An 18,652-nucleotide genomic window follows, 5' to 3' on the forward strand; every position below is an offset into this window, starting at 1 on the left:
CCGCTCAGATGCCCTGCTGCGGCTCCAGGTCGGTGCCGCTCATGCCTACTGCCAGCCCGGCCCGCAGCGCCTGCAGCGCCGCCTGGTAATAGGCTTTGCCCGCGTCCGACTGGGCGAACTGCACGTATTCCTCCAGCTCGGCATCGGACAGGTCGCGATAGACATACAGCAGGGTGTTATCGAGGTCGGCTTCGGTCTGCTCGATCATCCGCTTGCGCTGACTGCTCAAGAGGTTCTGCGCCTGATTGCCGCCAAGCAGCCCGGGAATCATCTGGCTCAAGCTGTCGGCGGCAACGCCGGCCAGCGCCAGGCTGACTTCCGCACCCGCCTCGCTGGCCGGAATGGCCGTGGCCAGGTGGCGGATCAGCAACTGCCGATTGCTGCCAGCCTCGACCCGTGGCAACCCGTTGCTGTGCCGCGCCAGTTGCTCGCGGCGCGCGGCCAGCACTTCGGCAGAGACGATCTTGCGTCCCAGTGTCGACTGGAAGAACTCCAGTGCTGGTTGCGGCTCTGGCAGGTGCTCGCGTAGCGCTCGCTGAGCGCGTTGGTCGATGGCGTGAGAGGCGAAGCGACGGTTGCTGTTGGTCACCAGTGCCTGGAATACCGCAGGCGGCAGGGTGTCCTTGTAACGTTGCTGGGCGGCGGTCAGGGCATCGGCGAAATTGGCCCGCTGTTCGGTCCAGCCGGCGGTTTCGTAGAGTTCCTGATAAGTATCGGCAAAGCTGGCGAAGCTGAAGGTCAGCAGTACACAGGCTAAAAGGGCGCGCATGGAAGCTCCTGTCTGGCGGGCGGTTCATTTTCCGTGCCCCGGCGCATGCTTGTCGAGGCGCGCGAGCGCTGCAGCCAATTGGCGCAGCGACGGTGCTTGTGGCGGGGTCGTAACAGACCCTAGACTCCTGCGGTATCCCTTCGGAGTCACTTCCTTGCAGTTCTCTTCGATCATCGACGACCTCGCCGAGCGCGGCTGGTCGCTGCAGAGTTCTTTTCTTCCCAGTGATGTGACCCACAAGCTGGCCGACGAGTGCCGCAGGCGTGAGGCCGAAGGTGCCCTGGCACCGGCCGGCGTCGGCCGCGGCGAGGCGCAGGCTGTGCGCGAAGGCATTCGCAGCGACCATATCCAGTGGCTGGAACCTGGCCAGGCGGCGGTCTGCGATCAGTACCTCGGGGTGATGGACGAGTTGCGTCAGGCGCTCAACCGCGAGCTGTTTCTCGGCCTGGAAGAATTCGAGTGCCATTTCGCCTTCTATCCGCCCGGCGCCTTCTACCAGACCCATCTGGATCGCTTTCGCGATGACGACAGCCGTTCGGTGACCGCGGTGATCTACCTTAATCCGGACTGGCAGCCGGCCCATGCCGGCGAGTTGCGCATGCATATGCCCGATGGCTCGCAGCAGGACGTGCCGCCGCTGGCCGGTAATCTGGTGGTGTTTCTCTCCGGCGAATTCCCCCACGAGGTGCTGGTCACCCAGGCCGATCGCCTGTCGCTGACGGGCTGGTTCCGCCGCCGCCCGGCGGACGTACTGGCGCTCTGACGCGCCTTTCTCCGGGCGAAAAAAAGCCCGGCATAAGCCGGGCTAAAGGGAAGAAATTGCTCCGCGCTACATGCCAAGCATGTTTGGCAGCGCCAGCGAAATCGACGGCACGTAGGTGATGATCACCAGGAAGCTCAGCATCAGCGCCAGCCACGGCAGCACTGCACGGATCACCTGGGTGACCGGCATGCCCGTCACCGCCGAGGCGACGAACAGGTTCAGCCCCACCGGTGGCGTTATCAATCCGATCTCCATGTTCACCACCATGATGATGCCGAGGTGAATCGGATCGATGCCTAGCTGAATGGCGATCGGGAACAGAATCGGTGCCAGGATCAGGATGATCGCCGACGGTTCCATAAAGGCACCCGCGATCAGCAGCACGATGTTCACCACCAGCAGGAACATCCATGGCTGCAGCCCGGCCTCGATGACCCAGGCGGTGATTGCCTGCGGGATCTGCTCGGTGGTCAGCACGTGGGCGAAGAGCATGGCGTTGGCGATGATGAACATCAGCATAATGCTCAGCTTGCCGGACTCCAGCAGCACCTTCGGACACTCACGCCAGGTCAGATCCTTGTAGACGAACAGGGCGATGAAGGCCGAATACACCGCAGCCACGGCAGCCGCTTCGGTGGGCGTGAACATCCCCGAGTAGATGCCGCCGAGGATGATCACCATCAGCAGCAGACCCCAGACCGCCTTGCGCGCGGCGGAGAGCCATTCGCGGAACGTGGCGCGCGGCAGTGCCGGCAGGTTCTTCTTCACCGCAATGATGTAGATCGCCAGCATCAGCGCGCCGCCGAGCATGATGCCGGGGACGACACCGGCCATGAACAGCTTGCCCACCGAGGTCTCGGTCGCGGCGGCGTAGACCACCATGACCACCGATGGCGGGATCAGGATGCCCAGGGTGCCGGCGTTACAGACGATGCCGGCACCGAATGCCTGCGGGTAGCCGGAGCGCACCATGCCGGCGATGGCAATGGAGCCGACTGCGGCTACGGTTGCCGGTGACGAACCGGACAACGCGGCGAACAGCATGCATGCCAGCACCGCACCGATCGCCAGGCCGCCACGGATGTGGCCGACACAGGCGTTGGCGAAGTCGATCAGGCGACGCGCCACGCCGCCGGTGGTCATGAAGGCACCGGCAAGCAGGAAGAACGGGATTGCCAGCAGGGTGTAGTGCTCGGAGGTCTCGAACAGCTTGATTGCCAGCGAGCGCACCGAGTCCTGGCTGAAGATCATGATGGTCAGCGAACCGGCCAGACCGAGGGAAACGGCCACCGGAACACCGATGAACATCAGTGCGAAGAGGGCGAGGAACAGGAACAGAATGGTCATTGCTTGGGCTCCTCTTCGCCGAGCTTGGCCGCTTCGGCCGCTTCATCGGCCAGGCCGAGTCCGGTTTGCTCGTTGCGCAGGATGCGCACGAAGATTTCGACGAAACGGATGAACACCATGGCAAAGCCGAACGGCACGATCATGCCGATGTGCCACTGCTTGATGCCGATATGCCCCAGGTCTTCCGCGCCGATATTGGCGATGAATAGCGTCTGGATCCATTCGAAACTGGCTACAGTCAGCAGGCCGGCGTAACCCAGGCAGAACAGGCAGGCGATGATGCCGATGATGCGCTGGATGTGCCGCGGCGCCAGCTTCACCAGTGCATCGACGCCGATGTGACCGGCGGTGCGCACGCCATAGGCGAGGCCGGAAAAGATCAGCCAGGCGAACAGCGCCTTGGTCAGTGCGGTGCTCCACGTCATGGCCTGGGCCATACCGATGATGAAATCACCGATCGCGAACCAGAAGTCGGCGCTGCCTTCGAACCGGTCGCCCAGATCGTAGAAAAGTGTGTAGAGGTTGTTGAGGATCACGTAGACGAAGGTCACCAGTGTCATGGTGACCAACAGAAAGGCGATGAAGCCTTCCTCGAAGCGATCCCAGACGCGCCAGAGGGCGTTCATGGATGACATCTCCCGATGGACTGCTGTTGTGCAAAGGCAGCACGGAGGTGCGCCGTGAACCAGCCGGGGTGGGCTGGCAGACAGAGCAATGAAAAACTCTTGTTGTCACTATCGAAGCGGCGTGGCTAGGGGATCACCTTGGCCTGGCCTGTCTGCCCTTGGTGTGGGCTTCGCCTTCGTCAGCTGCTATGTTTTTTCACTGAGCTGTCGGGTATTTCGGGTGTTACAGCAAAGGGGCGGAGTATCCGCCCCTCGGCAAGGCTTAGTTAGCCTGGTTGGCTGCTTCGGCAGCCTTGATCAGGTCAGCACCGATCTCGCCTTCGAACTTCTTCCAGACCGGCTTCATGGCTTCGCGCCACATTTCGCGCTGCTCAGGAGTCAGGTTGATGATCTCGGTGGTGCCAGCATCGACGATGCGCTGCTTGTCGGCCTGGTTCAGCTCGTCAGCCTGCTTGTTCACCGCGACAGTCACTTCGTCCAGGATGGTTTCCAGCTCGCCGCGTACGTCAGCCGGCAGACCGTTCCAGAACTTGGTGTTGGTGATCACCATGTAATCCAGCAGACCGTGGTTGGACTCGGTGATGTACTTCTGCACTTCGTGCATCTTCTGCGAGTAGATGTTCGAGTAGGGGTTCTCGGCACCATTCACAACGCCAGTCTGCAGGCCTTGGTAGACCTCGGCGAAGCTCATCTTGCGCGGGTTGGCGCGCACGGCCTTGAACTGCTCGTCCAGTACGGCAGAAGCCTGTACGCGGAACTTCAGACCACGGGCATCCTTCGGCTCGCGCAGCGGCTTGTTGGCCGACAGCTGCTTCATGCCGTTGTGCCAGTAGCCCAGGCCGGTGATGTTCTTGTCTTCCATGGTGCGCAGCAGGCTTTGCCCGGCTTCGCCTTTCTGGAAGCGGTCGACTGCCGCGATATCGTCGAACAGGAACGGCAGGTCATAGACCTGAACACCCTTGGAGTAATGTTCGAACTTGGCCAGCGACGGAGCGATCAGCTGAACGTCGCCCAGCAGCAGGGCTTCCATTTCCTTGCCATCACCGAACAGCGAGGAGTTCGGGTAAACCTGCACCTCGACCTTGCCGGCCAGACGCTCTTCCACCAGTTTCTTGAACATCAGTGCGCCCTGGCCTTTCGGCGTGTTCTCGGCGACGACGTGGGAGAACTTGATGGTGATCGGGTCAGCCGCTTGGGCCAGACCGGCGATGCTCAGCGACAGGGCGCATGCGAGCGCCTTGGCAGTCAGTTTGAACATTGATGTTTCCTCTTGTTGTGAGTGGGAGGCCGTCCGGCGCTCCCGGCAGTAACCAGCGGTTTAAGTCTAGGCGCAATGGCCCGGTTGCGATGCACCATCGCCACTTGTTCCGTCCGGTTCTTCGAGTTTCAGGAGCAATGCCTGTGCCAATCACCGGCAGCGCTACCCGAGGGCGGGGAGTTTACCCAGCAATAGATGAAAGTTTGAATGGCCAATTGCCAACTAACGCGTCTATTTCGCACCTTTGCGGCAGATGGGGGCTTTGAGGCGGATGGTCGACCTCACCGCGCCTTTGCCTGATGGACGGTGCCGTCACTAGCAAAGAGGATGGCGGATTTCCGCCATTCAGTCGTTCTCGTCGGGCGAGCTTCCGCCAGCGTCGTTGAAAGTCAGGCCGTGCTTGCGCAGTTTGTCGTGCAGCGTCTTGCGCGGCAGGCCCAGTGCTTCAGCGACGCTGCGCAGCGAGCCGTGCGGGCGGTTCAGCTCGGCAGCGATCAGTGCGCGCTCGAACGCGTCAACCTGCTCGCCAAGATTGCCGCTGTCAGCCAGGCGGTCAGCCGGTTCGCCATCCGGCTGGTCGAGCCCTAGGCCGAGGGCCAATGCGAAGCGCTCGGCTGTATTTTGCAGCTCGCGCACGTTGCCCGGCCAGGCGTGGCGCAAAAGCGCCGCACGCTGTTCCGGCTGCAGCTCGCGTATCGGCAGGCCATGGCGCTGGGCGGCAGACTCGGCGAAATACTGAAACAGCAGCAGGATGTCCTCGTTGCGCTCGCGTAGCGGTGGGATTCGCAGCGGCGCGACGTTGAGCCGATAATACAGGTCGGCGCGAAAGCGGCCCTGATCAGCAGCCACTCGTAGATCTTCCTTGGTTGCGGCGATAACGCGAATATCCAGCGCGATCGACTGGTTGCCGCCGAGCCGTTCGACGACCCGTTCCTGCAGCAGCCGGAGCAGCTTGACCTGCACGTCCAGGCTCATGCTCTCGATCTCGTCGAGAAACAGCGTGCCACCGTTGGCGAACTCGAATTTGCCGATGCGTCGCTTCTGCGCGCCGGTAAAGGCGCCGGGCTCATGGCCGAACAGTTCGCTTTCCACGACCGACTCGGCCAGCGCCCCGGCATTGATCGCCACGAAGGGCCCGTTACGCCGGTTGGACAGGTCATGCAGGGCGCGGGCAACCACCTCTTTGCCGGCGCCGGTTTCGCCGAGGATCAGTACATCGGCCTGGGTGCCGGCCAACGCACCGATCTGCTCGCGCAGGCGCAGCATCGCCCTGGACTGGCCGAGCAGGCGCGCCGAGAGTTGCTGGCGGTCGGCCAGCGCCAGGCGCAGCGAGCGGTTGTCCAGCACGAGTTGACGCAGCGCCAGTGCCCGGCGCACGCTGTCCAGCAGTGCTTCGCTGGGGAAGGGTTTTTCTAGGAAATCGTAAGCGCCGGCGCGCATCGCCTGCACGGCCAGCTGGATGTCGCCGTGCCCGGTGATGAGGATTACCGGTAGCTCGCCATCGCGGGCGCGCAGCTGCTGCAGCAGCTCCAGGCCATCGATACCCGGCATGCGAATGTCGCTGACCACCACGCCTGCCCAATCCGCAGGGAGGCGTGCAGCCAAATCCCGTGCATCGCCCAGGCTGACGACCTTGAGCCCGGCGAGATCAAGGGTCTGGCTCAATGCCTGACGCAGATGGGGATCGTCGTCGATCAGCAGCACCTGCGCCTGGGCACTGATCGGGTGGTCGCTACTCATTGGAAATGGTCCTCGGTGGGAAAGGCGACGCCAGGCTCGGCACAGCGCAGAAACAGGCCAAGCTGTGCGCCACCCTCGGGATGGTTGCTCATGCGCAGCTCGCCGCCCAAGGCGCGGGTGAGGGTATCGCAAATCGCCAGGCCGAGGCCTAGACCCTGTGCGCTGGTCTTGGTGGTGAAGAACGGCTCGCGGGCGCGCTGCAGGGCTTCGGCGGAAAAGCCCGGGCCATTGTCGCGCAGGCTCAGTAGTACACCGTCGCCCTGCTGCTCGGCGCGCAGCCAGATGCGTCGTGGTTGCGGCCGCTCGGTCAGCGCGTCGAGGGCATTGGCCAGCAGATTGGCGAGGATCTGCCGCAGCCGTGTCTCGCCTGCCTGCACCCATAGGGTCGCTTCCGGCAGGTCGCGGATCAGCTCCACACCCATCGCCTGGCGGCGCTTGGCGAGCAGTGCAAGGGCGTCGTCCAGCGCTGGCTGCAGGGCGACGCGCTCTGGCGCATGCTGGTCGCGACGGGCGAAGGCACGCAGGTGGGCGATGATCGAGGCCATGCGCGCGGTCAATTCGCTGATCAATCGCAGATTGTCGCGGGCCTCGCCGTTGCGCTGATGGTCGAGCAGCACGCCGGCGTTGTCGGCATAGCTGCGAATCGCCGCCAGCGGTTGGTTGAGTTCGTGGCTGATGCTCGCCGACATGGTGCCCAGCGCCGACAGCTTGCCGGCTTGCAGCAGCTCGTCCTGGGCGCGCACCAATTCCTGCTGGGCGTGTTCGCGCTCGAGCACTTCAACCTTCAGCCGGCTGTTCAGCGCCTCCAGATCACGGGTGCGCTCGAGCACGCGTTGCTCCAGCTGCTGGCGTGCCTGGGCATCGAGGGCCAGCCGTTCGAGAAAGTGCCGACGGCGCTGCATCAGCAGGCCGAGCCAAAGCAGCAGCGCCAGCAGGGTAGCGGCACCGATGGCGACGACGGTGCGTACCGGTCGCTCGACCAGGTTGACCGGGGCGAGAATGCGCACCGTCCAGCCGGTTTCCTTGAGCTCGCGACTCTGGATCAGCCAGGCGTCGATGTTCAGCGTGAGGTCCTGTGGATACAGGGTGGGATAGGGCTGGTCGAAGGCGATCTGTTCGCGCTCGTCGACGGCCAGTCCCCGCGTCGCGCGGAAACGCCATTCGGGGCGTGAGGTGAGAATTACCACGCCGAAATTGTCGGTCACCAGCAGCTGTTCCGGGGTATTGCCCCAGAGGGTCTCGGTGTGGTCCAGATCGACCTTGACCACCAGTACGCCGAGAATGCCGCTGTCGTCGCGCACGGCGGCGCCGAAGTAGTAGCCGCGCTTTCCGGAGGTAGTACCCAGACCGAAGAAACGTCCCAGACGGCCCTCCATGGCCTGGCGGAAATAGGGGCGAAAGGCAAAGTTGCGGTCGACGAAGCTGTCTTCCTCGTCCCAGTTCGAGGCCGCCAGGGTGTTGCCGTCCGTTCCCATGAGGTAGATCACGTCGGCGCCGGTCTGATTGCGCAGACGCTTGAGCAAGCGATTGGCGTTGTCCCGCACCGCCGGTGCGTCGCCCTGCAGAACGGCGCGCAAAGCCGGCAAGTCGCCGAGAATGCGCGGCAGCACTTCATAGCGATTCAGCGTGCCGAGCAGGTTGGCTACGTACAGGTCGAGGGTTTGACGATTCTGTTCGGTCAGCTCGTTGCGGTAGTAGCGCTCGGCGAGCTGTTGCAACGGCCAGAGCAAAGGCGCCAGCAGCAAGGCCAGCAGGGCGAGGTTGCGCCAGCGAGGGCGGCGAGGAGGATGCTGTGCGGTCATGCGTGGGCGCCTGGGTGTCGGGCGCATTATGCACGCAGAGCGTGCCGGCGTTCAGCGTCGATGATCGAGGCGGCCAGGCAGCGGATGCTTGTACGGCAGCTGTCCGCTGCTGCCGCTATTCGCCGCTCGGCTCAGCGGCCGACGGCAGCAGCCTGGAGGGTGTTGGGCATGCCGAAGTCTTGCGATTGGGCAAGGCACTCATGCATGGCGGTTTCCCAATCCGGGAGGTCGATGCCCCAGTCGTTTTGTAGTCGCGCGCAGTTGAGTCGGGAATTGAGCGGGCGCTGTGCTGCGGTCGGGTAGTCCCTCGACAGGATCGGGGTAATCTCGGCGCGCAGGCGGCCTTGCTGGCGTAGCTTTTCGGCGATGCTGCAGGCGAAGCCATACCAGGACGTCTCGCCGCTGGCTGTGAGGTGATACAGACCGCTCGGGCCTGCTTCGCCACTGCTGCGCTTGCGCACCATTTCCGCCGTGGTGCGAGCGATGGTGGCGGCCCAGGTCGGCGCGCCGATCTCGTCGCTGACCACTGAAAGCGCATCGCGCTCCTGCAGCAGACGTTGCATGGTCAGCAGGAAATTCTTGCCGTGCTGCGAGTAGACCCAGCTGGTGCGCAGGATCAGGTATTCCCCTCCGACCGCCTGAATGGCCTGCTCTCCGGCCAGCTTGCTGGCGCCGTAGACGCTCAATGGCTGCGGCACATCGGCTTCGGTGTAGGGCTCGGCCTTGCGGCCGTCGAACACGTAGTCGGTGGAGTAGTGAATCAGCGGCACGCCAAGACGCGCCGCTTCTTCAGCAAGTACCTGCGGGCCGCGGGCGTTGACAGCGAAGGCCAGCTCGCGATGGCTTTCAGCAGGGTCGACGGCGGTGTACGCCGCCGCATTGATGATCAGATCCGGTCGCAATAGGCGCACCTGTTCACGGACCTGATCCGGATCGGACAGGTCCAGTGCGTTGTGTCCAAGCGCCAGCAATTTACCGGCACCCGCCAGCTCCAACTGCAGTTCACGGGCGAGTTGCCCCTTGCTGCCGGTGATCAGGATCTTCATGGAAACAGCTCCGCATCGCATAGGCGCTTGCCGGCCTGGTCTTTGGCGGACAGCTGTAGCGGTTCTTCGATCGGCCACTCGATGCCGAGCTCCGGATCGTTCCACAACAGACTGCGTTCATGCTCCGGCGCGTAGTAGTCGGTGGTCTTGTAGAGGAATTCGGCGCTTTCGCTGAGCACCACGAATCCGTGTGCGAAACCTTCGGGAATCCACAGCTGGCGCTGGTTCTGCGCGTTCAGGTGAGTACCGACCCAGCGGCCGAAGCTCGGCGAGCTTTTGCGCAGGTCTACGGCAACGTCGAACACCTCGCCGGCAACGACCCGTACCAGTTTTCCCTGCGGTTGCTGGATCTGGTAGTGCAGGCCGCGCAACACGCCGCGCTGGGACTTGGAGTGGTTGTCCTGGACGAACTGGCGTTTGAGCCCCGTGGCCGCTTCGAAAGCGGCCGCATTGAAGCTCTCGTAGAAGAAACCGCGTTCGTCGCCGAAGACCTTGGGCTCGATGATCAGTACGTCGGGAATGCTGGTTTCGATGATCTTCATGCGTCTTCACCCGCCAGTTTGAACAGGTACTGGCCGTAACCGGTCTTGCCCAAGGCATCGGCGCGGCGCAGTAGCTGCTCGCGGTCGATCCACTTGTTCTGGTAGGCGATCTCTTCCAGACAGGCGACCTTGAGACCTTGGCGGTGCTCGATGGTCTGCACGTACTGCGAGGCTTCGAGCAGGCTGTCGTGAGTGCCGGTATCCAGCCAGGCGAAGCCACGGCCGAAGCGTTCGACATTGAGATCGCCGCGCTCGAGATAGGCCATGTTGACGTCGGTGATCTCCAGCTCGCCGCGTGGCGACGGCTTGATCGACTTGGCGATCTCGATCACGTCATTGTCATAGAAATACAGGCCGGTCACCGCGTAACTGGACTTGGGCTTCTTCGGTTTTTCCTCGATAGACAGGGCTTTGCCGGTCTCGTCGAAGTCAATCACGCCGAAGCGCTCCGGGTCCTTGACCCAATAGCCGAACACCGTGGCGCCGCTTGGCTGTGCCGCGGCACGCTGCAGCTTCTCGGTGAAGTGCTGGCCGTGGAAGATGTTGTCGCCGAGGATCAGGCACACCGAGTCGTCACCGATGAACTCTTCACCAATCAGGAACGCCTGGGCCAGGCCGTCCGGAGAGGGCTGCTCGGCATAGGTGAAGTTGACGCCGAACTGGCTGCCATCACCCAGCAGGTTCCGGTACTGCGGCAGATCCTGCGGGGTGGAGATCAGCAGAATGTCGCGGATACCGGCGAGCATCAGTACCGAAATCGGGTAGTAGGCCATCGGCTTGTCGTAGATCGGCAGCAGCTGCTTGGATACGCCAAGGGTGATGGGATGCAGACGAGTGCCGGAGCCTCCGGCGAGGATGATTCCTTTCATGCGTTCTCCAGTGCGCCAAGGCGCTCGCGTTGATAGCTGCCGTCCTGAACGCGACGGCACCATTCGAGATTGTCCAGATACCACTGCACGGTCTTGCGCAGGCCGGTCTGGAAGGTTTCCTGCGGCACCCAGCCGAGCTCGCGTTCGATCTTGCTGGCGTCGATGGCGTAGCGCAGGTCGTGGCCCGGGCGATCCTTGACGAAGGTGATCAGCTCTTCATAGTGCGTCAGGCCGGCCGGTTTGCTCGGTGCCAGCTCTTCGAGCAGCGCGCAGATACCGCGCACCACCTCGATGTTCTTCTGCTCGTTGTGGCCGCCGATGTTGTAGGTCTCACCGACCTTGCCTTCGCTGACCACCTTGAACAGTGCGCGGGCATGGTCTTCGACAAACAGCCAATCACGCACCTGGGTGCCGTTGCCGTAAATGGGCAGCGGCTTGCCGTCCAGCGCATTGAGGATCACCAGCGGGATCAGCTTCTCGGGGAAGTGATAAGGGCCGTAGTTGTTCGAGCAGTTGGTGATCAGCACCGGCAGCCCGTAGGTACGCTGCCAGGCACGGACCAGGTGATCCGATGACGCCTTGCTCGCCGAGTAGGGCGAGCTGGGTGCGTAAGGCGTGGTTTCGGTGAACAGATCGTCGAAACCGTGCAAGTCGCCATACACCTCGTCGGTGGAGATGTGATGGAAACGGAACGCCTCGCGGCGCTCGGCCGGCAGGCTTTGCCAGTAAGCGCGGGTGGCCTCCAGCAGCTGATAGGTGCCGACGATGTTGGTCTGGATGAACTCGGCCGGACCATCGATGGAGCGGTCCACGTGAGATTCGGCGGCCAGATGCATGATGGCGTCCGGCTGAAACTCCAACAGCGCCTCGCTGACCCGCTCACGATCGGCGATGTCGGCCTGGAGGAACTGATAGCGCGGGTTGTCTTCCACGGTTGCCAGCGACTCGAGGTTGCCGGCGTAGGTCAGTTTGTCCAGGTTGAGCACGCTGTGCTCGGTATCGAGGATGAGGTGGCGGATCAGTGCGGAGCCGATGAATCCGGCACCGCCAGTAACGAGAATGCGCATAGTGATGAGGCTTCCTTGGCGCGCTGTCGAGCATCAGGCTCTTAGCATGTCGGCACGATAGACCGGCCACTGATACAAAAATTCCCGAGCGTTTCGGGGTCATGGGTAACCATATGGTTACCAAGGTAAGCATAGGATGCTGGCGTCGTGCCACATGACGTCGGCAGGGGGAGGGGGCGCGGCGATGGATGCGTCAGGAAGATTGTGCCGGCGCTAGCGCAACGACTGGCGTAGCCGCGACAGCGCGCCGAGGAAGAACACCGTGCCGATAACAGCCAGGGCAAGCAGCTGCGGCCATATCACCGAGGCGCCGGCGCCTCGGAACAGAATTGCCTGGGCCAGTTCGATGAAATGAGTCGTGGGCGCTGCCAGCATGATGTGCTGCACCAGATCGGGCATGCTCTCACGCGGGGTCATGCCGCCCGAAAGGATCTGCAACGGCATCAATACCAGGATGATCAGCAGGCCCAGCTGTGGCATCGAGCGCGCCACGGTGCCGAAGAAGATACCCATCGAAGTGGTGGCGAACAGGTGCAACGCTGCGCCGCCCATGAACAGCAGCAGCGAGCCCTGAATCGGAATCTGCAGCCAGCCCTCGACAATGAAGCGCAGGGCGAATGCGGAGGCCAGCAGTACCACCAGCCCCATCGCCCAGACCTTGGCCAGCATGATCTCGAACGGGGTGACCGGCATCACCAGCAGGTGCTCGATGGTGCCGTGTTCGCGCTCGCGGATCAGCGCTGCACCGGTGAGGATGATCGAAAGCATGGTGATCTGGTTGATCACCTCGTTGACGGCACCGAACCAGGACCGGGTCAGGTTGGGGTTGAAGGCGGTGCGCACCACCGCCTCGACCGGCAGTGCGGTGTTGGCGCGATAGCGCTGCACGAAGGCGCTGACCTCGTCGTTGATGATCTGCTGGATATGCCCGGCACCGGTGAACGCCTGGCTGACCTGCGTCGCGTCGACGTTTAGCTGAATGGTCGGGTTGCGGCCAGCGAGCAGGTCCTTCTGGAAACCCGGGGGGATGTTCAGCGTGAAGGTATACAGGCCTGCGTCCATTCCGCTGTCCATCTGCCGCAGGTCAATGGGCACCGGTGGCAGGAAATACGGCAGCTGAAAGGCGTTGAGAATGCGCTGCGATGCCTGCGACTGGTCTTCGTCCACTACCCCGAGGGTTGCCCGGTGGGGCGCCTCGGGCAATGCGGTGGCGGCGGTGTAGATCGCCAGAGTGAAGGCGTAGACGATCAGCACCAGCAGCGCCGGGTCGCGATACAGGCTGCGCAGTTCCTTGAGGCCGAGCTGGAAGACGTTGCCAAGTGTACGCATGTCATTTTTCCTGCTTGCGCAGACCGGCGACGCTGAGCAGGGTCAGCAGCGGAATCGCCAGCAGCAAGGGGATGAAGTACCAATAGAGGTCGGCCATGCCCAGCGCCTTGGAGAACACCCCGCGGCTGATGACCAGGAAGTGGCTGGTCGGGTAGATCTGGCCGAGCAAAGCGCTAACGCCTTCCAGCGCCGAAACGGGGTGGGTGAGCCCGGAGAACTGTACGGCCGGCAGCAGGGTAGCGATGGCCGTGCCGAAGATCGCCGCGATCTGACTGTTGAGAACCGACGACATCAACAGACCCAAGCCGGTGGCGCAGGTGACGTAAAGCAGCGCTCCCAGCACCAGGGTGAACAGGCTGCCCTTGATCGGAATGCCGAAGACGAAAACCGCTAATAGCACCAGCGTGGCGAAATTGATCATGCCCAGCGCGATATAGGGCAGCTGCTTGCCGATGAGGAACTCCAGGCGGGTGACTGGCGTGACATAGAAGTTGGTGATCGAACCCAGCTCCTTCTCACGTACCACGCCGAGCGCCGTCAGCATGGCCGGAATCATCATCAGCAGGATCGGAATCATTGCCGGGACCATGGCCGGGAGGCTCTGCACGTCGGGGTTGTAGCGATAACGGATCGCCACATTGGCCAGCGCTCGACCGTCTACACCCGCGCTACGTGCGAGGTCCTGCAGGTAGCTCATGTGCAGCCCCTGCACGTAACCTTTGATGGTATCGGCGCGCATCGGCATGGCGCCGTCGATCCAGAACGCGACCTGTGGCACGGCACCGCGTTTCAGGTCGCGGCCGAAGTTGGGCGGAATCTCGATGGCCAGGGCGATATCACCGCTGCGCATGCGCCGGTCGAGATCCGCAGGGCTGGTCAATGGCGTCTTCTCGATGAAGTAGCGTGAGCCGGCGATGTTCAGTGCATACGCCTGGCTGGCCGTGGTCTGGTCGCGGTCGAGCACGGCGTAGGTCAGGTCCTCGACGTCCATGCTGATGCCGTAGCCCATGATGAACATCAGTACCACCGTGCCGAGCATGGCCAGCGTCGCGCGGATCGGGTCGCGGCGCAGTTCCATGGATTCGCGGCGGGTGTAGCTGAGCAGGCGGCGCAGGCTGAATCGCGCCTGCAGTTCGCCACTGCTCTTGAACTCGGCCGGTCGAACGCTATTGCTGTTCACCAGAGGCTGCGTTGCCTTCGCCGCGCCTTCAGCCATGGCGTCCTCAAGGTAGGCGATGAACGTGGCTTCCAGCGTCGGCAGCCCACGTTTATCTATCAGCCCTTGCGGTGTGTCGCTGTCCAGTACCCGCCCGGCATGCATCAGCGAAATGCGGTCGCAGCGCAGCGCTTCGTTCATGAAGTGGGTGGAAATGAAGATGGTCACGCCGTCCTCGCGTGAAAGTTGCACCAGCAACTCCCAGAAGCCGTCGCGAGCCACCGGGTCGACGCCCGATGTCGGCTCGTCGAGAATCAGCATCTCCGGCGCGTGAATCACCGCCACTGCCAGCGACAGGCGCTGACGAACGCCCAGCGGCAAGGCTTCCGGCAGGCTGTCGGCTTCCTCGACCAGCTCGAAGCGTTCGAGCATTTCGCGTATGCGCGGCTCGCGGTGTTCGGTCGGCAGGTGGAACAGCCGCGCATGCAGGTCGAGGTTCTGGCGCACGGTCAGTTCGCTGTACAGCGAGAAGGCCTGGGACATGTAACCGACGCGCTGACGGGTCTGCAGGTCGTGCGGGTCGACCGGCTTGCCGAACAGCAGGGCTTGGCCCTCGCTGGCCGGCAGCAGGCCGGTGAGCATCTTCATGGTGGTGGTTTTGCCGCAGCCGTTGGAGCCGAGAAAACCGAATATCTCCCCACGCTCGATGCGCAGGTTGACCCGGTCTACCGCAACGAAGTCGCCAAAACGCATGGTCAGGTCATGGGCTTCGATGGCGATGCTATCGCTGGCCTGGCGCGGCGGGATCTCCAGGGCGCGATGGCGGCGCCTTTTCTCTTCTGGCAGCAAGCGAATGAAGGCTTCTTCCAGGCTCTCGCTATCGGTGCGCGCCAGCAGCTCGGCCGGCGTACCGGTGGCCAGTACTCGCCCTGCGTCCATGGCCACCAGATGATCGAAGCGCTGCGCCTCATCCATGTAGGCGGTAGCGACCAGCACGCTCATCTGCGGCCGTTCGGTGCGGATGCGTTCGATCAGTTCCCAGAATTGCGCCCGGGACAACGGGTCGACGCCGGTGGTGGGCTCGTCGAGGATCAGCAAATCGGGATCATGGATCAGTGCGCAGCATAGGCCGAGCTTCTGCTTCATACCGCCGGACAGCTTGCCGGCCGGGCGCTCGACGAACGGCGCCAGGCCCGTACTGCGGGTCAGCTCGGCGATGCGCCAATGGCGTTCTTCGGCGCCCTGGCCGAACAGGCGGCCGAAGAACTCCAGGTTCTCGAAAACCGTGAGTGTCGGATACAGGTTCTTGCCCAGCCCCTGGGGCATGTAGGCGATGCGCGGGCACACGGCGCGGCGGTGACCGGCATCGCCCATGTCACCTTCGAGCACCTGTACGCGGCCCTGCTGCAGCTTGCGCGCACCAGCGATCAGCGCCAGCAGGCTGGATTTACCAACCCCGTCCGGGCCGATCAAGCCGACCATGCAGCGCGCCGGCAGTGCCAGGCTGAGGTCGTCCAGCGCGCGTGACTTGCCGTACTGCAGGCTGACGCCATCGATCTGCGCCACCGGCGCGAGCGGCTGGCTCATGAGCCGACATTGATCTGCAGGTGTACCGGCCACTCGGCATCAGCGTCGAGCTTCAGATAGGCCATGCCGGGCAGACCGGTCTTGACCTGCTCCATGTGCTTGCGCAGCAGTTCGGGATCGATCCGGGCCTTGACCCGGAACATGAGCTTCTCGCGCTCGCTCTCGGTCTCCACCGTTTTCGGCGTGAATTGCGCGACGCTGGCGACGTAGGTGACCTTCGCGGGAATGACGTATTGCGGTACGGCGTCGATCACCAGGCGCACTTCCGCGCCCATCGCCACCCGGCCGGCCTGGCGCTCGGGGAGGAAGAAAGTCATGTAGACATCGGCCAGGTCGACCAGATTGAGTAGCTTGCCGCCGGCGCCGAGCACTTCGCCCGGCTGCGCCACGCGGTATTGCACGCGCGCCACGCGATCGGTTTTCAGCTCGCTGTCGCTGATGTCGGCCTGCAGCCGGACGACGCTGGCCTGTGCTGCCTCCAGCGCCGACTGCGCTTCGATGACCTGAGACCTGGCGGCTGCGATGCCGGCATCGGCCGACAGTACCTGCGAGCGGGAAGCGGCCAAAGCGGCTTGCGCGCTCTGCATGGCGGCGAGGTCATCGTCCAGTTGCTGGCGCGGCAAGGCATTGCGCCCGACCAGGGTTTCGGTGCGCTGGTGGCGCTTTTGCGCGGCGGTCAGCTCGGCACGCCGCTGCAACACCACCGCCTCGGCTGTGGCCTTCTCGCTCTCGCGCTGGGTAACCAGGGCCTGCGCGGTGAGAATGGCGTTCTCTGCCTGGCGCACCTGGGCACGGGCCTGGTTGAGTTGCGCGTCGAGCACCTCGGTATCCATTCGCGCGATGACCTGGCCCGGCTGGACGAAGTCACCTTCGTCGACGCTGATCTCGCGAATGCGCCCACCCAGTTTAGTCGCTACGTCGATTTCGGTGGCCTCGATACGCCCGTTGCCGCTGGCGAAGCCTTCCCCCAGGCCATCCGTGCGTAGCTCTGACCAAGCCAGCAGGCCGACCACCACGAGCGCTACGAGCCCTAACAGCACGCGGCGAAGATTTTTTTGGGCTGGCGCTTTCATGAGCATTCCTTTCGTGAAGCAATAGTTCGCATGCTAAGCGATTGTCATGAAGGTTGCGTTTAGCCTGAGTCAATAAAAGCGCACCTATTGCGTTATCTGACCATTTCGCGGCAATTCACTGCACAGGCTGGCTTTTTGCTACCTGTAATACCCAGTTTTGCAGTTGCAGGCTGAGCTGGTCGCTGGCTTGGCCGAACGCTTCGACCACGCTTTCCAACTGCGCGCTACCACTGGGCTGGAGAATTTCGAAGCGACGGCTGGCGAGGATGCGTTGATCTGCGGCCGATGCCAGCTGCGCGTCCAGGCGAATCCGCACCTGCGGTTTACCGTCGATGTACTCGCTTTGGAATGCCCGTAAGTCGCTAAACAGCTCCAGTTCGGCGAACAGATTGCTTTCCTCGCTGCTCACCGCCGTCGGTTGCCCGCTTTGCCTGAACTGCTCGATCAACCGATCGCGCAGCAGGGTCGGTGCCGTATCGCCCCAGCGTGCTCCTTGATAGCTGCTGATCTGGCTGCCATCGGGCATTACGGCAATACGGGGCCCGGCGAGAATCCTGCTGGCATGTGGCGTATGAATGCGCAGTGCCTGGCGCAACGTACCGGCGGCCTGGTTCGCTGGAGCCTCGCTGGCCGGCAGCAAAAACACCCGAATCGACTCGGCCTCGGGCAGCAGCGTGCAGGCAGGCAGCGTGCCGAGCAGTGCTGCGACGGCGAACGAGCGAATCAGCGCAAGACGGCTCATGGGGTGAACTCCTGAATTTTTTCGCGGCCGAGCAAAAAGCCGCTCGGATTGTCTTCGAGGCGCTGGGTGACGCGACGCAGTGCACCAAGGGTTCCGCGCAACTCGTTGATTGCCGGGCCCAGCTCGCTGAAGCCTTGCAGGCCGTTGTTGAGTGCGCCCTGATTGCTTGCCAGCAGTTCGTCCAGGCGCGATGTGGCACGCTCCAGCGCAGCCATCGACTCGCTGGCGCTGGTCAATACCTGGCGGCCTTCTCCGTCGATCAGGCCGTTGGCATTTCGCGTCAGAAGGCTGATTTCCTCCAGCGCTTTATTAGTCTGCTGGCCTAGCTGGCCGAGTTGGGTAAGCGCCTGGCTAAGATCACCACGCTGCTCGGCGAGTACGCTGGTGGCCTGCTCGAGGTTGGCCAGCGTGCGGCCGATATGCCCGGCATTGTCTTCTGAGAGCATCAGATTGGCGCTGCGCAGCAGGTTGTTGATGTTGGTCATCAAGTCTTCGCCGTTCTCCAGCAGCGCGCTCAGCGGCGATGGGTCGGCGATGATCAGCGGCGGTTCGCCACGCGTGCCTTCCAGCGGTGAGCTCTGCGGCGTGCCGCTGTGCAGCTGGATGATCATGCTGCCGGTGATGTTGGCCAAGGCCAGGCGGGCACGGGTGTCCTGCTTGATCGGCGTGCCGGAGTAAACGCGGATGCGCGCGCGGACCATGCGCGGGTCGTCCGGCTCGAGCCATAGCGCTTCGACGTCGCCGACCTTGATGCCGCTGTACTCCACCGAGCTGCCATTGGACAGGCCGCTGACCGCGCGATTGAAGCTGATCTCGTAGTAGTTGTACTCGCGATCCATGCTCGACTTGCCCAGCCAGAGGGCGAACAGCAAGGCGCCGCCGACTGCCAGGACGGTGAACAGGCCGATCAGCACGTGATGGGCACGGGTTTCCATT

At 63.2% G+C, this 18,652-nt stretch carries 16 protein-coding genes; 1 reads left to right on the forward strand and 15 read right to left on the reverse strand.

Annotation, left to right across the window (positions count from 1 at the left end; genetic code table 11):
* Positions 1-4: 4 nt before the first annotated feature.
* Positions 5-769 (reverse strand): hypothetical protein, encoded by a 765-nt coding sequence (locus SM130_RS00410; RefSeq protein WP_102826880.1) that lies wholly within the window; start codon positions 767-769, stop codon positions 5-7.
* Positions 770-923: 154 nt separating this feature from the next.
* On the opposite strand from SM130_RS00410, the gene SM130_RS00415 reads away from it, so the two are divergent.
* A complete protein-coding gene (locus tag SM130_RS00415) occupies positions 924-1,532 on the forward strand; it encodes a 2OG-Fe(II) oxygenase (protein ID WP_102826879.1) in 609 nt (202 codons plus the stop codon).
* Between the two features lie 66 nt (positions 1,533-1,598).
* Here SM130_RS00415 and dctM read toward each other — a convergent pair whose 3' ends face one another.
* From dctM to SM130_RS00485, 14 genes are all read right to left on the reverse strand, one after another.
* Complete coding sequence (gene dctM, locus SM130_RS00420) at positions 1,599-2,879, reverse strand: C4-dicarboxylate TRAP transporter large permease protein DctM (RefSeq protein WP_102826878.1); 1,281 nt, start codon at positions 2,877-2,879, stop codon at positions 1,599-1,601.
* A complete protein-coding gene (locus tag SM130_RS00425; RefSeq protein WP_102826877.1) occupies positions 2,876-3,505 on the reverse strand; it encodes a TRAP transporter small permease in 630 nt (209 codons plus the stop codon). Before SM130_RS00425 ends, dctM begins: the two co-directional genes overlap by 4 nt.
* A gap of 262 nt (positions 3,506-3,767) precedes the next feature.
* Positions 3,768-4,763, reverse strand: coding sequence for a C4-dicarboxylate TRAP substrate-binding protein DctP (gene dctP, locus SM130_RS00430; RefSeq protein WP_102826876.1), 996 nt, complete (start codon positions 4,761-4,763; stop codon positions 3,768-3,770).
* Between the two features lie 345 nt (positions 4,764-5,108).
* On the reverse strand, positions 5,109-6,503 hold the full coding sequence (locus SM130_RS00435; protein WP_102826875.1) for a sigma-54-dependent transcriptional regulator: 1,395 nt from the start codon (positions 6,501-6,503) through the stop codon (positions 5,109-5,111).
* On the reverse strand, positions 6,500-8,305 hold the full coding sequence (locus SM130_RS00440) for a sensor histidine kinase (RefSeq protein ID WP_102826874.1): 1,806 nt from the start codon (positions 8,303-8,305) through the stop codon (positions 6,500-6,502). Before SM130_RS00440 ends, SM130_RS00435 begins: the two co-directional genes overlap by 4 nt.
* Before the next feature lie 131 nt (positions 8,306-8,436).
* Positions 8,437-9,351, reverse strand: coding sequence for a dTDP-4-dehydrorhamnose reductase (rfbD, locus tag SM130_RS00445; RefSeq protein ID WP_102826873.1), 915 nt, complete (start codon positions 9,349-9,351; stop codon positions 8,437-8,439).
* A complete protein-coding gene (gene rfbC / locus SM130_RS00450) occupies positions 9,348-9,893 on the reverse strand; it encodes a dTDP-4-dehydrorhamnose 3,5-epimerase (protein WP_102826872.1) in 546 nt (181 codons plus the stop codon). The genes rfbD and rfbC overlap by 4 nt, the downstream gene beginning before the upstream one ends.
* Positions 9,890-10,762: a glucose-1-phosphate thymidylyltransferase RfbA gene (rfbA, locus tag SM130_RS00455; protein ID WP_102826871.1), complete on the reverse strand. Its 873-nt coding sequence runs from the start codon at positions 10,760-10,762 to the stop codon at positions 9,890-9,892. Before rfbA ends, rfbC begins: the two co-directional genes overlap by 4 nt.
* Positions 10,759-11,829: a dTDP-glucose 4,6-dehydratase gene (gene rfbB / locus SM130_RS00460; protein WP_102826870.1), complete on the reverse strand. Its 1,071-nt coding sequence runs from the start codon at positions 11,827-11,829 to the stop codon at positions 10,759-10,761. The genes rfbA and rfbB overlap by 4 nt, the downstream gene beginning before the upstream one ends.
* 213 nt (positions 11,830-12,042) lie before the next feature.
* Positions 12,043-13,158, reverse strand: a complete 1,116-nt coding sequence (locus SM130_RS00465) for an ABC transporter permease (RefSeq protein WP_102826869.1) — start codon at positions 13,156-13,158, stop codon at positions 12,043-12,045.
* A gap of 1 nt (position 13,159) precedes the next feature.
* Positions 13,160-15,901 carry a ribosome-associated ATPase/putative transporter RbbA gene (gene rbbA / locus SM130_RS00470; RefSeq protein WP_102826868.1) on the reverse strand — a complete coding sequence of 914 codons (2,742 nt, stop codon included), beginning with the start codon at positions 15,899-15,901 and terminating at the stop codon, positions 13,160-13,162.
* Complete coding sequence (locus tag SM130_RS00475; protein WP_102826867.1) at positions 15,898-16,974, reverse strand: HlyD family secretion protein; 1,077 nt, start codon at positions 16,972-16,974, stop codon at positions 15,898-15,900. The genes rbbA and SM130_RS00475 overlap by 4 nt, the downstream gene beginning before the upstream one ends.
* Positions 16,975-17,089: 115 nt before the next feature.
* Positions 17,090-17,716 carry an ABC-type transport auxiliary lipoprotein family protein gene (locus tag SM130_RS00480; protein WP_102826866.1) on the reverse strand — a complete coding sequence of 209 codons (627 nt, stop codon included), beginning with the start codon at positions 17,714-17,716 and terminating at the stop codon, positions 17,090-17,092.
* Entirely contained in the window at positions 17,713-18,651 is a 939-nt protein-coding gene (locus SM130_RS00485; RefSeq protein ID WP_102826865.1) for an MlaD family protein, read from the reverse strand. The genes SM130_RS00480 and SM130_RS00485 overlap by 4 nt, the downstream gene beginning before the upstream one ends.
* Position 18,652: the final 1 nt, after the last annotated feature.

Source organism: Stutzerimonas stutzeri, assembly GCF_038561965.1.
Classification (GTDB): Bacteria; Pseudomonadota; Gammaproteobacteria; order Pseudomonadales; family Pseudomonadaceae; genus Stutzerimonas; species Stutzerimonas stutzeri_AA.